This is a genomic window from Mycobacterium sherrisii, assembly GCF_002102355.1.
Taxonomy (GTDB): domain Bacteria; phylum Actinomycetota; class Actinomycetes; order Mycobacteriales; family Mycobacteriaceae; genus Mycobacterium; species Mycobacterium sherrisii.
The window spans coordinates 57,909-72,797 of the sequence record NZ_LQPT01000028.1; the positions used below are offsets into that span (position 1 = coordinate 57,909).

Here is a 14,889-nt window from a genome sequence, read left to right on the forward strand (position 1 = left end):
GCGTTAACCACGGGATATTCCGGCTGGGGTATATCTAGACGATGCCGCTGTTTGCTTTCGAGGGGCGCGCCCCGCGGATCGATCCGACGGCCTTCGTGGCGCCGACCGCGACCCTGATCGGCGACGTCACGGTCGAAGCCGGCGCGTCGGTGTGGTTCAACGCCGTCCTGCGCGGCGACTTCGGGCCGATCGTGGTGCGCGAGGGCGCCAACGTGCAGGACGGTTCGGTCTTGCACGCGACGCCCGGAATTCCGGTCGATATCGGACCGGGCGCGACGGTCGCCCACCTGTGCGTCGTGCATGGCGCGCACGTCGGCGCCGAGGCACTGATCGCCAACCACGCCACCGTGCTGGACGGGGCGGTCATCGGGGCACGCAGCCTGATCGCGGCGCACTCGCTGGTGACGGCCGGCACCCAGATTCCCTCGGGCGTGCTGGTCGTCGGGGCGCCGGCGCAAATCAAGGGACCGATCGCGGGAACCGGCGCGGAAATTTGGGTCAACCTCAACCCGCAGACCTATCGCGACCTGGCACAGCGACACGTCGCCGGGCTGGAGGCGATTTAAATCTTGCGGGTGTTGGCGGCGGCCCGTTCCATCTCCCAATACGCGCGCAACGCCACCAACTTGCCCTGATCGTCGGCCTTGTAGGTGAACACGCCTTCGGCCGTCGTTTGGTATTCGCCGGTGGTAATGAGAATGTGCCCGACGTTGGCTTCCTCGTTGCCGCACTGATAGGTGTCGCGGAAAACGAACTCGATCTTGGTCGTCGGGGCAATCGCCTTGTCCCAGAACGCCGCGATCGCGGCATGGCCGCGGTGCCCGGCGCCCTCGGGGTCGAACACCGACGGACCTATCGGGTCCTCGACGATCGCGTCGTCGGCGAACACCGCCAGCCAGGCATCCTTGTCCCTGGCCGCCACGGCCTCGCGGGACCGACGACCGGCCTCGTGCGCCGGATGCTCGGCCATCACACCCCTGCCTTTTGGGGCTTGTCGGCACCCACAACCCACATCGAGAAATACTGCGAACCACCGCCGTAGGCATGGCCCAACGCCTTTCGGGCATTGGGCACCTGATGATCGCCTCCCTTGCCCATCACCTGGATCGCCGACTCCGCAAACCGAATCAAGCCGGACGCGCCGATCGGGTTCGACGACAACACGCCACCGGAGGGGTTCACCGGCAGCCGTCCACCGATCTTCGTCTCACCGGCCTCGGTGAGCTTCCACCCCTCGCCTTCGGCGGCAAAGCCCAGATTTTCCAACCACATTGGCTCGAACCACGAGAACGGGACGTAAATCTCGGCGGCGTCGATCTCGTCGATCGGGCTCTTGATGCCGGCCGCGGCCCACAGCGCGGCCGCCGCGTCCCGGCCGGCCTGCGGACTGACCTGGTCCCGGCCGGAGAACTGCAGCGGCTCCGTGCGCAACGCGGTCGCGTGAATCCACGCCACCGGGTGTCCTTGCGCTGCATGCGCATCGGCGATCTCCTCGTTGCCGATGACGACTGCGGCCGCACCGTCGGAGGACGGGCAGGTCTCGTCGTAGCGGATCGGGTCCCACAGCATCGGCGATTCCATCACCTTTTCCACGGTGATGTCCGGCTGGTGCAGATGGGCCAGCGGGTTACGGGCGCCGTTGAGCCGGTCCTTGACTGCGACCATGGCGCCGATGTTCAGCGGTGCGCCCGATCGCCGGATGTAGGACCGGACGTGCGGGGCGAAATAGCCTCCCGCACCCGCGCCCACCGGCTTGATGAACGGAATCGGAATCGACAACGCCCACATGGCGTTTGACTCCGACTGCTTCTCCCAGGCCATCGCCAGTACGCGGCGATATTTGCCGGACTGCACCAGGCTGGCGGCCACAACCGCGGTCGAACCACCGACGGAACCCGCGGTGTGCACCCGGATCAGGGGCTTGCCGGTGGCGCCCATGGCGTCGGCCATGAACAGCTCGGGCATCATGACGCCCTCGAAAAAGTCCGGGGCCTTGCCGACGACCACGGCGTCGATGTCGTCGAACGTCGAGCCGGAGTCTTGTAGGGCACGGTCGATCGCCTCGCGCACCAAGCCGTTCATTGAAACGTCTTTGCGTTTGGCCACATATTTCGTTTGCCCGGTACCCAGTACCGCGGCGAGGTGCGCCCCTGCGCCGGCCATCAGTTCTTTCCTTCCATGACCGCGACCAGGTTCTGTTGCAACGCCGGCCCGCTGGTGGCGTGCGCGAGCACCCGGTTCGCCGAGCCGTCCCAGATATGTTGTGCGGCAAACCCGATGCGTTCCAGCCCGGCGGTGAACATCGGATTGGCCGACAGTGCGCCGCCGGACGGATTGACGTTCGTCTTACCCGGAATGTTGATGGCGTCCATCAGGATCAGGTGCTGATGGGTGAACGGGGCGTGGATCTCGGCGACGTCGAGGTTAGCGGTGGTGCCGCCGGTGGCCGCCTTGGTCGCGGCCTTGGTCGACGGGGAGTCGGTGAGGTCACGCGCTCCCAGCACCGGGGTCTCGATCCGATGCTCGATTCCGGTTATCCAGGCCGGGTTTTCGCGCAGTTCGCGGGCCCGGTCGTCGACGGCCAGCACGATCGCGGCGGCGCCGTCGGTGATCGGTGCGATGTCATGGCGACGCAGGGGATCGGCGTAAAAGGGGCGGTCGAGCAGTTCCTCGACGTTGACCGGCGGCTCCACCCGGTCGACGCGGCGGGCGTTGGCGAAGGAGTCGAAGGCCACGCGGGCCATCTGGATGTCGGTCCACTTGCCGTTTTCGAGGCCCATGCGGGCCTGTAATCCCGCGATCGACACCGAGTCCGGCCACAGTGGCGCGACGGTGTACGGATCGGTCTGCCGCGACAGGATTTGGCGCAGGATCCCGGCCGAGGACTTTCCGAATCCGTACACCAGCGCGGTGTCGACCTCGCCGGTCAGGATCTTGATGTAGGCCTCGTAAAGCGCCCAGGCGGCGTCCATCTCGACGTGCGACTCGTTGATCGGCGGCACGGCGCCGATCGAGTCGATGGCCGAGATGAACGAAAAAGCCCGTCCGGCAAGGTAATCGGAGGATCCAGAACACCAGAATCCGATGTCGGTCCTGCTGATGCCGAGGTCCTCATAGAGCTGGGCGAAACACGGAATCAACATCTCGACACCGTTGGTGGTGCCGTCGGTGCGGCGGACATGCGGGGCGTGGGCAAAGCCGACGACCGCAACATTGCGTTCGCTCATGTGCAGTGGGGCCCTTTACAGGTGGTGCTTGTAGGTGTCGTAGTCGGCGTCCGGCTCGCCGGTCGGCCGGAAGTACTCGATGTTGTCGATGCCAAATCCCCACTCCTCACGGGGTTTCCACACCGCTTCCACCCGCATGCCCATCCGCACCTCGGTGGCGTCGATGTCGGCGACCAGATGCAGAAAGGGGATATCGGCGCCATCGAGCAGCACGTAGGCCGCGACGTACGGCGGCTTGATGCGCTGGCCCTGGAAGGGGATGTTGATGATCGCGAACGTCGTCACGGTGCCCTTGTCCGGCAGTTCGACGAAGTCGGTGGTGGGCAGGCCGGTCGCCGGGTCTGCGCCGTGCGGGGGGAAATACACCTTGCCGTTCTCGCCTGTCTTGGCGCCGAGGAGTCGGCCTTCGGCGATGGCGCGCAGATAGGCGCTTTCCTCATGGGATGCGGTGTGCTGGATGGTCAGTGAGATCGGGGTGACGATCATGGTGACCGGGTCCTGATCGCTCTGCGGGGCCTCAGGCTCCGCGGCAGCGTTTCCCTCGCCCAGCTTGAAATACGCGATGTCGGTGATGGCGCCCACCGTCTCGTCGGCCCAGTGCGCATGCACCCGCGCGCCGGTCTTGATCTTGTTCGAGTCGCCGGCATCGACGGCATGCAGCAGCGCGGTGTCGGCTCCGTCCAGCTTGATCAGCGCCCAGGCAAACGGTCGATACAGCGGCTGGCCCGGCAACGGCTCGGTCTGCCAGGTCCAGGAGACCACGGTGCCGACCGGTGCGACCGGTACCATTTCGCCCAGCGGTTGATAGGTGGCCGGGTCGTATTCGGCCGGCGGCACGTGCACCCGGCCATCCGATCCGCGCACCCCGAGGATGCGGTGCTCGCGCAGTGCGGTGAAGAACTTGCCTAGCGTAGGACCCACTGAACGGGTGTAGTCGAAGGCCAGGGTTAGCGGCGCTGAGAGAGGCGGCTCGGAGTGATCGGTCGTGGTCGGGCCGCTCGAAGTGGCTGTCACGCCTTCGAGTAGAACAGGTTCTAAGAATCGTTTCAAATATTTCTTTGGATCGGATCCATCACGGCCGGGAGAGGCGGAGAGATGAAGCTCGGTTTGCAGCTCGGATATTGGGGCGCACATCCGCCGGACAATGCCGGTGAACTCGTCGCCGAGGCCGAGGCCGCGGGATTCGACGCCGTATTCACCGCGGAGGCCTGGGGTTCGGACGCCTACACCCCGCTGGCTTGGTGGGGCTCCTCGACGCAGCGGGTGCGGCTGGGCACGTCGGTCGTCCAGCTCTCGGCCCGCACGCCGACGGCCTGCGCGATGGCCGCGCTGACCCTCGACCATCTCAGCGGCGGCCGGCACATTCTGGGCCTCGGTGTGTCCGGGCCGCAGGTGGTGGAGGGCTGGTACGGCCAGCCGTTCCCCAAGCCGTTGGCCCGCACCCGCGAATACATCGACATCATCCGGCAGGTCTGGGCCCGCGAGAAGCCGGTAACCAGCGACGGTCCCCACTATCCGCTGCCCTTGAAGGAGGGGCCTGGGCGACCGGCGACCGGCCTGGGCAAGGCGCTCAAGCCGATCACCCATCCGCTGCGGCCCGACATTCCGATCATGCTCGGCGCCGAGGGCCCGAAGAACGTCGCGCTGGCCGCGGAGATCTGCGACGGCTGGTTGCCGATCTTCTACAGCCCGCGGATGGCCGACATGTACAACGAGTGGCTCGACGAGGGCTTCGCTCGGCCCGGCGCCCGGCGCACCCGTGCGGACTTCGAGATCTGCGCGACCGCCCAGGTCGTGGTCACCGACGACCGGGCCGCCGCACACGCCGCGATCAAGCCGCATCTGGCGCTGTACATGGGCGGCATGGGCGCCGAGGACACCAACTTCCACGCCGACGTCTATCGCCGCATGGGTTATCAGCAGGTGGTTGAGGACGTCACCAAGCTGTTCCGCAGTGGCGGCAAGGACGGCAAAGAACGAGCCGCCGAGATCATCCCCGACGAACTCGTCGACGACGCCATGATCGTCGGCGACATCGACTACGTCCGTAAGCAGATAGCGGCGTGGGAAGCCGCCGGCGTCACCATGATGGTGGTGTCGGGCCGCACTCCGCAGCAGGTAAGGGACCTCGCCGCGTTGATCTAGGGCGGGGCTTGCCCCGTCAGTAGAACGGGTTCTAGATTGACCGGATGACAGCTGCGCAGCACGTGATCGCCGGCACCGTGGTTACCATGCCGGTGCGGATCCGCAAGGCCGCGCAGCACATGGCGATGTTCTCCGTGGATGCCGACGCCGGGCAGCGGCTGATCGACTACAGCGGCCTGCAGGTCTGCCGGTATCTGCCCGGCCGCACGGTCGTGGTCCTGATGCTGATGCACTACATCGACGGTGACCTGGGGCAGTACTACGAGTTCGGTACCAGCGTCATAGTCAATGCACCGGGGTCGACCGCCAGCGGGCCCCGGGCGCTGCGGTCGGCCGGAGCGTTCATCCACCACCTGCCCGTGGATCAACCGTTCACGCTGGAGGCCGGCACGAAGATCTGGGGTTACCCGAAAGTCATGGCGGACTTCACGATTCGGGAGGGTCGCCAGTTCGGCTTCGAGTGCACGATAGACGGGCAACTGGTGATCGAGATGCACTTTCGCCCCGGCTTGCCGATCCGGCTGATGCCGCGCCAGCAGGCCCAGCGCAGCTACTCACACCGCGACGGAATCACCCGCGAGACGGCGTTCGAGCACACGCTCGACGGCGTGCGGACGCGGCTTGGTGGGGCACGGGTTCGACTGGGCGATCACCCCTACGCGAAAGAGCTTGCCTCGCTGGGGCTTCCGAAGCGCGCACTGCTGTCCAGCTCGGCAGACCAGGTACAGATGACATTCGGCGACGCCCAGGAGATCTCATGACCCTTTCCGATCTGCAGACCAAACCCGACGTCGACCTGACCGACGGGACGTTCTACGCGGGTGACTCCCGGTCGGTCTACAAGTGGATGCGCGAGAACGAGCCGGTGTTCAGGGATCGCAACGGCCTGGCCGCGGCGTCGACCTACCCGGCCGTCATCGAGGCCGAGCGCCACCCCGAGTTGTTCTCGAATGCCGGCGGTATCCGCCCCGACCAGCCCGGTGTCGAGATGATGATCGAGATGGACGATCCGCAACACCTGTTGCGCCGCAAGCTCGTCAACTCCGGATTCACCCGCAAGCGGGTCAAGGATCTGGAGTCCAAGATCACCTCGCTGTGCGACACGCTGATCGACGCCGTGTGCGAACGCGGCGAATGCGATTTCGTCTGGGACCTGGCCGCGCCGTTGCCAATGGCGGTCATCGGCGACATGCTCGGCGTGCTACCCGAGGAACGCGAGATGTTCCTGAAGTGGTCCGACGACTTGGTCGGCGCGCTGAGCAGCACCGCAGCCGAAGCCGACGTCCAGGTCACGATGGATGCCTTTGCCGCCTACAGCCAATACATGATGGGCATGATCGAGGCGCGCAAGTCCGAGCCGACAGACGATCTGGTCAGCGTGCTCGTACACGCGGAGGTGGAAGGCTCCCGGCTGGAGGACCACCAGATCGTCACCGAGGTCTTGCTGTTGCTGATCGGCGGCGACGAGACCACCCGACACACCCTGTCCGGTGGCACCCGGCAGTTGCTTTTGCACCCCGATCAGCACCGACGGCTGGCGAGCGATTTGAGCTTGTTGCCCAACGCGATCGAAGAGATGCTGCGCTGGACCGCGCCGGTGAAGAACATGGCCCGCACGGTCACCGCCGACACCGAGTTCCACGGCGCGCAGTTGCGTGCAGGGGAAAAGATGATCTTGCTGTTCGAGTCGGCGAATTTCGACGAGAAGGTCTTTGACGAGCCCGAGAAGTTCGACATCGAGCGCTACCCGAACAATCACCTGGCATTCGGCTTCGGCACGCACTTCTGTCTGGGCAATCAGCTCGCCCGCTTGGAGTTGTCGATCATGCAGAGCCGTCTGCTGCAGCGTCTGCCCGACCTGCGGCTGGCCAGCCCGGACGCGCCGCTGCCGTTGCGCCCGGCCAATTTCGTGTCCGGCTTGGAACAGATGCCGGTCGAATTCACCCCGACTGCGCCGCTGCGCTGACCTCCTTTCGCCAAACGTGCTCTGGTGGCGGGATTTAGGCGATTTTCCCGCCACCAGAGCACGTTCGGCGGGCCCAGGCCGCAGCGACTCGGTGCAGAATTCCGCCCTGTGTGTCGTCGGCGGTAACCCGGATGACGATCCAGCCGAGATCGGACAGCGCCTCGAAACGCGCGATGTCCCGCGTGAATTGCCTGCGATCGGTCCGGTGATGATCACCCTCGTACTCGAGGGCGAGTTTGATGTCCTCCCAACCCAGGTCGACTACGGCCACGAGCTCGCCGTATTCGCCATAGACAGGAATTTGTGTCCGCGGGCGTGGGTAACCGGCGTCGACGAGCAGCAGCCGCAACCAGGTTTCGCGGGGTGACTCCGACCCGGCATCGACGAGCTTGAGTGCTCGCCTGGCGCGCCTGATGTTGCGGTGCCCTTTGTAGCGTTCGGCGAGTAGTTCGACCTTTGCGGTGTCAAGCCTCGTAGCTCTTGTTAGCGCGTCGATTGCGGCGACTGCTCTGCCGATCGGATTGCGGCAAGCCAGGTCGAAGGCGGTGCGAGCCGGGGTGGTTACCGACATCCCCTCGACTAGCTGTATTTCGTCGTCGGCAACTCGATCCAGCCAGGTGTGAATTCCCGCCGGCGGCCGCCGATGTTGATGCAGTAACTGAGCCGGCGCCCTGTCGTCGACCCACCTGGCACCGTGTAGTGCCGCGGCCGAATGCCCGGCGATGATGCCACGTCGACGGGACCACAGCCACGCGGCGCGGGCCCGTACCGCAGCGGTGAGGGCAGATCCGGATGGCACGTAGACGTCGGGATAGATCGCGACGAATCGGGTGCGCAGCTCGTGGCGCGTTGCCTGGCCGGATGCCCGTGCTTCGCTGCCGAGGAATGGTGCAGTCACGCAGGAAGTGTGCCGCCGGGCGCCGACAGCCGCGTTCGACGCAGCTGCGGCGCCGGTCTCGCGGGGACTACCTGTTTTTGAAGTTGGGCTTGCGCTTCTCGGCGAACGCGCGCGGCCCTTCCTTGGAGTCCTCGGACAAGAACACCGGGATGCCGTTGGCGGTGTCGGGTTTGAAGGCCTCTTCCTCGTGCATGCCCTCGGTCTCGCGGATGGTCTTCAACACGGCCTGCACGGCGAGCGGGCCGTTGTTCTCGATCACCTCGGCGATCTCGAGCGCCTTCGCCAGTGCCTGTCCGTCGGGAACGACGTGGCCGATCAGGCCGATCTCCTTGGCCTCGGCGGCGGTGATGTGCCGGCCGGTCAACAGCAGGTCGCAGGCGACCGTGTAGGGGATCTGACGCACCAGTCGCACGGCCGAGCCGCCCATCGGGTACAGGCTCCACTTGACCTCGGAAATGCCGAACTTGGCGCTTTCGCCCGCCACCCGGATGTCGGTGCCCTGCAGAATCTCGGTACCGCCGGCGATCGCGGGGCCCTCCACGGCGGCGATCAGCGGCTTCTTGAGCCGGCGGCCCTTGAGCAGCGCATCGATCCGTGACGGGTCGTAGCTGCCGTCCTTGAATGAATCGCCCGGCGGCTTTTGCGTTGCTGTCTTGAGGTCCATCCCCGCGCAAAAGTAGCCACCGGCGCCGGTCAGGATGCAGCAGCGGATGTCGTCATCGTTGTCGACGCGGTCCCAGGCCTGCACCATGATTTCCATCATTTCGGTGCTCAGCGCGTTGCGCCGGTGCGGGCGGTTCATGGTCACGATCAGGGTGTGGCCGCGCTGCTCCACCAGCGCGTCGGCCTGCTGAGGATCGGAATCCACCTTTGCTGGCGCTTGGCCGTTGTCAGGGGCCACGGGTCCCGCCTTTCCCTCGCCATCGAGCATGAACTTGTCAAGAAATGTAACACGTTCTAATTTGGTGGCCGTGGCCCTGAATATTGCCGATCTCGCCGAGCACGCCATCGATGCCGTGCCAGACCGCGTCGCCCTCATCTGCGGTGATGACCAGCTCACCTACGCCGGGCTCGAGGAGAAGGCCAACCGCTTTGCGCACTACCTCATCGAACAGGGCGTGAAGAAAGACGACAAAGTCGGACTCTACTGCCGCAACCGCATCGAGATCGTGATTGCGATGCTCGGCATCGTCAAAGCGGGCGCAATCCTGGTGAATGTCAACTATCGGTACGTCGAGGGCGAGCTGCGCTACCTGTTCGACAATTCCGACATGGTCGCGCTGGTGCACGAGCGGCAATACTCCGCCCGCGTCGCCAACGTGCTGCCGGAGACCCCGAACGTCAAGACGGTCCTGGTAGTCGAGGACGGCTCGGACGTTCCCGACAACCACTTCCAGCGTTACGGCGGCGTCGAGTTCTACTCCGCCATCGCCGGCTGCTCGGCCGAACGTGACTTCGGCCCGCGCAGCGCCGACGACATCTACTTGCTCTACACGGGCGGCACCACCGGATTCCCCAAGGGCGTGATGTGGCGCCACGAGGACATCTACCGAGTGCTGTTCGGTGGAACCGACTTCGCGACAGGCGAATTCGTCAAAGACGAGTACGATCTGGCCAAGGCCGCGGCGGCCAACCCGCCGATGGTGCGCTACCCCATTCCCCCGATGATCCACGGCGCCACGCAGTCGGCGACTTGGATGTCCATCTTCTCGGGCCAAACCACCGTCCTGGCACCGGAATTCAACGCCGACGAAGTGTGGCGCACGATCCACGAGCACAAGGTGAACCTGCTGTTCTTCACCGGCGATGCGATGGCGCGGCCGCTGCTGGACGCCTTGCTCGCCCACCAGGACAACGGAAACGAGTACGACCTGTCATCGCTGTTCCTGCTCGCCTCCACCGCGGCCCTGTTTTCCCCGAGCATCAAAGAGAAGTTCCTTGAGCTGCTGCCGAATCGGGTCATCACCGATTCCATCGGCTCGTCCGAGACGGGGTTCGGTGGCACCAGCATCGTCGCCAAGGACGCCCCGCACAGCGGCGGCCCGCGAGTGACGATCGACCACCGCACCGTCGTCCTCGACGAGGACGGCAACGAGGTCAAGCCGGGCTCTGGGGTGCGTGGTTTCATCGCCAAGAAGGGCAACATTCCCGTCGGCTATTACAAGGACGAGAAGAAGACCGCCGAGACGTTCAAGACCATCAATGGGGTTCGCTATGCCATCCCCGGCGATTTCGCGACGGTCGAAGAGGACGGCACCGTCACGATGCTGGGCCGCGGCTCGGTGTCGATCAACAGTGGCGGCGAGAAGATCTACCCCGAAGAGGTCGAGGCTGCCCTCAAGGGCCACCCGGACGTCTTCGACGCGTTGGTGGTGGGCGTTCCCGACCCGCGTTTCGGTCAGCATGTCGCCGCGGTGGTGCAGGCTCGTCCCGGAGCGCGGCCGACGCTGGCCGAACTCGACGCGTTCGTCCGCTCCGAGATCGCCGGATACAAAGTGCCACGCAGCCTTTGGCTGGTCGACGAGGTCAAACGCTCACCCGCTGGGAAGCCGGATTACCGGTGGGCCAGGGAGCAGACCGAGGCTCGGCCCGCCGATGACGTGCACGCCGCGCACGTGACCGCTTGAGCGACTTCGCCAAACGGAATCCCAACGCTCCCGCCGGGTACTTCGCCTGGGAGGCCGCCGGCCTGCGCTGGCTGTCCGAGGTCGCCGGGGGTGTGCCGTGTGCGCACGTGCTATCGGTGGACGCGTCCGGCCTCGTCTTGGACCGACTCGCGACGGTGCGCCCCACTCCGGCGGCGGCGCGCGCCTTCGGCGGCCAACTGGCCGTCACACACGACGCGGGCGCGCCGGCGTTCGGCGTCGGTCCCGACGGATGGGCCGGTCCGGGCTTCTTCGGCCCGCTGTCGCAGCCATTGCCGATGTCGCTGCGGGCGCACCCACGCTGGGGGGAGTTCTATGCCGACGAGCGACTGGCTCCGATGGCCGAGCGCGCCGCGCCGCGGTTGGACGCCGCGACCCGCACCGCCCTCGACACCGTCATGCGGCGCTGCCGGGCGGGCGACTTCGACGACGACGACCCGCCGGCCCGGCTGCACGGCGACCTGTGGAGCGGCAACGTGATGTGGACGCCCGACGGCGTGGTGCTGATCGACCCGGCCGCGCACGCCGGGCACCGAGAGTCCGATCTGGCGATGCTCGCCCTGTTCGGCTGCCCGCACTACCAGCACGTCATCGTCGGCTACCAGGACATGCGACCGCTGCGGCCGGGCTGGCGCCAGCGCATCGGGCTGCATCAGCTCTATCCGCTGCTGGCCCACGTCGTGCTGTTCGGCGGCGGTTACGTGCAACAGGTGTCGTCTTCTGCCCGCGCCGCCCTGGCCGGCTGAACTCCGCGACTACTGTTGAGCGCGATGACCATCGACGTGTGGATGCAGCATCCGACGGCGCGTTTCCTGCGCAGCGAGATGCTGGCATCCCTGCGGCGCTGGACGGGCGGGTCGATACCGGACGGCGACGTGCCGATCGAGGCGACGGTGGCGTCGATGGACGCCGCGGGCGTGCAGTGCGGCCTGCTCAGCGCGTGGTACGGCCCGGGCGGCCAGGACTTGATCTCCAACGACGAGGTCGCGGAGTGGATTCGGTTGTACCCGAAGCGGTTTGCCGGTTTGGCGAGCGTCGATCTGGATCGTCCGATGGACGCCGTCCGCGAGTTCAGGCGATGCATCGGTGCCGGATTCGTCGGCCTGCGAGTGGTGCCGTGGCTGTGGAACGCCCCGCCCACCGATCGCCGCTACTACCCGCTGTTCGTCGAATGCGTCCAGGCCGGCGTGCCGTTCTGCACTCAGGTCGGGCACACGGGCCCGCTGCGGCCGTCAGAGACCGGCCGCCCGATACCCTACATCGACCAGGTCGCGCTCGACTTTCCCGAGTTGGTCATCGTCTGCGGACACGTCGGCTACCCCTGGACCGAAGAGATGGTGGCCGTCGCGCGTAAGCACCAGAATGTGTACATCGACACCTCCGCCTATACCGTGCGACGCCTTCCGGACGAACTGATCAGATTCATGAAAACCGGTACCGGACAACGCAAAGTCCTGTTCGGCACCAACTACCCGATGATCGGTCACCAGCATGCCCTGTCCGGCCTGGACGGCCTAGGACTCGACGAGGCGGCTCGTCACGATTTTCTGCACGGCAACGCCGAACGCGTATTCAGTTTGGAGGCGAACAGGTGAACGGTGCGCAGGCTCTGATCAACACCCTGGTCGACGGTGGCGTCGACGTATGCTTCGCCAACCCCGGCACTTCGGAGATGCACTTTGTGGCCGCATTGGACGCCGTCTCCCAGATGCGGGGCGTGCTCGCCCTTTTCGAGGGTGTCGCGACGGGCGCGGCCGACGGCTATGCACGCATGGCGGAGCGTCCGGCGGCCGTGCTGTTGCATCTGGGCCCCGGACTCGGTAACGGCCTGGCGAATCTGCACAATGCTCGGCGCGCCAGGGTGCCGATGGTGGTGGTGGTCGGCGACCACGCCACCTACCACAAAAAGTACGACGCCCCACTGGAATCCGACATCGACGCGGTTGCCGGCACCGTCTCGGGATGGGTGCGCCGCTCGGCCGCCGTCGCCGACGTGGCCCTCGATGCCGCCGAAGCGATCGCCGCGAGCCGTGCCGGGTCGCAGATCGCCACGCTGATTTTGCCCGCCGACGCGTCTTGGTCGGACGGTGGCCACCCGGCACCGGTGCCCGGCGCGCCGCCGGCCGCGCAGCCGCAGCTGCCGTCCGAGATCGTCGAGGTGCTGACGTCGGGGGAACCGACGGTGATCATGGTGGGTGGCGACGCGACCCGGGCCCGCGGCCTTGCCGCGGCGGCCCGAATCGCCGAGGCGACCGGCGCGCGCCTGCTGTGCGAGACGTTCCCCACCCGGCTCGAGCGCGGCGCCGGCGTCCCGGCCGTCGAGCGGTTGGCGTACTTCGCCGAGGCCGCGTCGGCCCAGCTGGATGGCGCCAAGCATCTGGTGCTGGCCGGCGCCAAATCGCCGGTATCGTTTTTCGCCTACCCCAACATGCCCAGCGACCTGGTGCCGGCGGGCTGCGGGGTGCACGTGCTCGCCGAGTATGGCGGTGCCGCCGACGCATTGGTGGCATTGGCCGACCAGCTCGCACCCGGCACCGTGGCCCCGGTGGCCGCCGCGTCGCGCCCGCAGTTGCCGACCGGCGCGCTGACCTCCGCATCGGCGGCGGCTGTGATCGGGGCGCTGCTGCCCGAACGGGCGATCGTCGTCGACGAGTCGAACACCTCCGGGGTGTTGTTGGCGCAGTGCACCGCCGGAGCGCCCGCCCATGACTGGCTGACCCTGACCGGTGGGGCGATTGGTTACGGCATCCCCGCCGCCGTCGGCGCGGCGGTGGCGGCGCCGGACCGCCCGGTGCTCTGCCTGGAATCCGACGGCTCGGCGATGTACACGATCTCCGGACTGTGGACCCAGGCGCGCGAGAACCTGGACGTGACGACGGTGGTCTACGACAACAGCGCCTACGACATCCTGCGCATCGAGTTGCAACGCGTCGGCGCCGGGTCGGCGCCCGGGCCGAAGGCACTCGATCTGCTCGACTTATCGCGCCCGACAATGGATTTCGTCAAAATCGCCGAGGGCATGGGAGTGCCGGCGCGTCGGGTCACCACGGCCGAGGAATTCGCCGACGCGCTGCGCGCCGCCCTCGTCGAGCCCGGACCGCACCTGATCGATGCGGTGGTGCCCTCGATCACCGGCTAGACGGAGCTCGGATTACAGGGTTTGCGGCGGCTTTTCGCGACGAGCATCCGTTCCTCGGGCAAATCCGCAATGCACCGCAACAGGTTTGCCAACACCGCGGGCCGGGACAGAAATGGTGTGTGACCGCCGGCGAGTTCGACGATGTCGGCGGCGAACCGCTCGCGAGCGACCCGCCTGGACCACTCCGGCCGGACCACCCGATCGTCGGCACAAATCACGGAAGTGTATCTCGTCGAAGGAAATTCGGTCAGCGGGAATTTTACTTCGGCGGGTCGAGGCGACTGCGGCCGAAGCCGGTCAATCGCGCGCTCCGCGGTCACGTCATCAACGTCGGCGAACAGCAGCTTTCGGGCGAGGCTACGGTCGTCCCAGGTCTGCGCTCCCTGAACGTCCATCGTCGCGAGCGCGGCCATCCAGGCGAAGTCCGTCATGTCCGCTTCGGTCGCGAACTGTTCCTGCAGGCTCTGACCGATTGCAGGGGGGAAGGCACACAGATAGACCACGTGCCGAACCGGTCGCCGCGCCGCGACCAGTGCTGCCGTCGCGGCGTTCGTGGAATGTCCTACCACCACTACGTCGTCGTTGCAGCCGTCCAGTGCGGCGCACACCACGTCGGCATACGTGTCGAATGTCGCCGACCCGTCGGCCGACGGCAGGTCTATTGCCACCGCGTGGTGTCCGCAGTTGTCGATCAGCGGAGTCAACAGTTCCCAACACCAGGCGCCGAGCCAGCCGCCGTGTATCAACGCGAATGTCGTCATCGCGGTCTCCTGCCTACCGGTAGCCTGGAAAGCTATGCGGCACAGCTGATTTTACGCTTCCGTCAGATTGTCGGAACGTCGCGAGAAGTTGGCATCACGCGTTGTCAA

General features: G+C 66.4%; 15 protein-coding genes. 8 read left to right on the forward strand and 7 right to left on the reverse strand.

Annotated elements, in window-relative coordinates; all coding sequences use genetic code 11:
• The first annotated feature begins 41 nt into the window (after window positions 1-41).
• Window positions 42-566, forward strand: coding sequence for a gamma carbonic anhydrase family protein (locus AWC25_RS05090; protein ID WP_069401596.1), 525 nt, complete (start codon window positions 42-44; stop codon window positions 564-566).
• On the opposite strand, the gene AWC25_RS05095 is transcribed toward AWC25_RS05090, so the two are convergent.
• From AWC25_RS05095 to AWC25_RS05110, 4 genes are read right to left on the reverse strand one after another with little or no spacing between them, the layout of a single operon-like run.
• The gene (locus AWC25_RS05095; RefSeq protein WP_069401597.1) at window positions 563-970 is read right to left on the reverse strand and encodes a nuclear transport factor 2 family protein; all 408 of its coding nucleotides are present in this window, start codon (window positions 968-970) and stop codon (window positions 563-565) included. The two genes, AWC25_RS05090 and AWC25_RS05095, sit on opposite strands and share 4 nt — an antisense overlap.
• Complete coding sequence (locus tag AWC25_RS05100; RefSeq protein ID WP_085166441.1) at window positions 970-2,163, reverse strand: thiolase domain-containing protein; 1,194 nt, start codon at window positions 2,161-2,163, stop codon at window positions 970-972. Before AWC25_RS05100 ends, AWC25_RS05095 begins: the two co-directional genes overlap by 1 nt.
• Complete coding sequence (locus AWC25_RS05105) at window positions 2,163-3,227, reverse strand: thiolase domain-containing protein (RefSeq protein WP_069401599.1); 1,065 nt, start codon at window positions 3,225-3,227, stop codon at window positions 2,163-2,165. The genes AWC25_RS05100 and AWC25_RS05105 overlap by 1 nt, the downstream gene beginning before the upstream one ends.
• A gap of 15 nt (window positions 3,228-3,242) precedes the next feature.
• The gene (locus AWC25_RS05110) at window positions 3,243-4,241 is read right to left on the reverse strand and encodes a Zn-ribbon domain-containing OB-fold protein (RefSeq protein ID WP_069401600.1); all 999 of its coding nucleotides are present in this window, start codon (window positions 4,239-4,241) and stop codon (window positions 3,243-3,245) included.
• Window positions 4,242-4,322: 81 nt separating this feature from the next.
• Between AWC25_RS05110 and AWC25_RS05115 the strand changes: the two genes are divergently transcribed.
• The 3 genes from AWC25_RS05115 to AWC25_RS05125 are packed head-to-tail and all read left to right on the forward strand — an operon-like array spanning window position 4,323 to window position 7,338.
• Complete coding sequence (locus AWC25_RS05115; protein ID WP_069401601.1) at window positions 4,323-5,372, forward strand: LLM class F420-dependent oxidoreductase; 1,050 nt, start codon at window positions 4,323-4,325, stop codon at window positions 5,370-5,372.
• Between the two features lie 44 nt (window positions 5,373-5,416).
• Window positions 5,417-6,133, forward strand: coding sequence for an acetoacetate decarboxylase family protein (locus AWC25_RS05120; RefSeq protein ID WP_069401602.1), 717 nt, complete (start codon window positions 5,417-5,419; stop codon window positions 6,131-6,133).
• Complete coding sequence (locus tag AWC25_RS05125; protein ID WP_069401603.1) at window positions 6,130-7,338, forward strand: cytochrome P450; 1,209 nt, start codon at window positions 6,130-6,132, stop codon at window positions 7,336-7,338. Before AWC25_RS05120 ends, AWC25_RS05125 begins: the two co-directional genes overlap by 4 nt.
• Before the next feature lie 34 nt (window positions 7,339-7,372).
• Here AWC25_RS05125 and AWC25_RS05130 read toward each other — a convergent pair whose 3' ends face one another.
• Together AWC25_RS05130 and AWC25_RS05135 are read right to left on the reverse strand one after the other, a co-directional pair.
• Complete coding sequence (locus AWC25_RS05130; protein ID WP_069401604.1) at window positions 7,373-8,236, reverse strand: hypothetical protein; 864 nt, start codon at window positions 8,234-8,236, stop codon at window positions 7,373-7,375.
• Between the two features lie 67 nt (window positions 8,237-8,303).
• Window positions 8,304-9,167, reverse strand: coding sequence for a crotonase/enoyl-CoA hydratase family protein (locus AWC25_RS05135; RefSeq protein WP_069401605.1), 864 nt, complete (start codon window positions 9,165-9,167; stop codon window positions 8,304-8,306).
• 34 nt (window positions 9,168-9,201) lie between these two features.
• Here AWC25_RS05135 and AWC25_RS05140 point away from each other — a divergent pair, with 34 nt between their 5' ends.
• Genes AWC25_RS05140 through AWC25_RS05155 form a run of 4 tightly spaced genes read left to right on the forward strand, consistent with a single transcriptional unit; the run spans window position 9,202 to window position 14,020 of the window.
• On the forward strand, window positions 9,202-10,863 hold the full coding sequence (locus tag AWC25_RS05140; protein ID WP_069401606.1) for an acyl-CoA synthetase: 1,662 nt from the start codon (window positions 9,202-9,204) through the stop codon (window positions 10,861-10,863).
• Window positions 10,860-11,627 carry a fructosamine kinase family protein gene (locus AWC25_RS05145; protein WP_069401607.1) on the forward strand — a complete coding sequence of 256 codons (768 nt, stop codon included), beginning with the start codon at window positions 10,860-10,862 and terminating at the stop codon, window positions 11,625-11,627. Before AWC25_RS05140 ends, AWC25_RS05145 begins: the two co-directional genes overlap by 4 nt.
• Before the next feature lie 24 nt (window positions 11,628-11,651).
• A complete protein-coding gene (locus AWC25_RS05150; RefSeq protein ID WP_069401608.1) occupies window positions 11,652-12,476 on the forward strand; it encodes an amidohydrolase family protein in 825 nt (274 codons plus the stop codon).
• Window positions 12,473-14,020, forward strand: coding sequence for an acetolactate synthase large subunit (locus tag AWC25_RS05155; protein WP_069401609.1), 1,548 nt, complete (start codon window positions 12,473-12,475; stop codon window positions 14,018-14,020). Before AWC25_RS05150 ends, AWC25_RS05155 begins: the two co-directional genes overlap by 4 nt.
• Here the strand turns inward: AWC25_RS05155 and AWC25_RS05160 are convergent.
• A complete protein-coding gene (locus tag AWC25_RS05160; protein WP_069401610.1) occupies window positions 14,017-14,781 on the reverse strand; it encodes an alpha/beta fold hydrolase in 765 nt (254 codons plus the stop codon). The genes AWC25_RS05155 and AWC25_RS05160 overlap by 4 nt on opposite strands.
• Window positions 14,782-14,889: the final 108 nt, after the last annotated feature.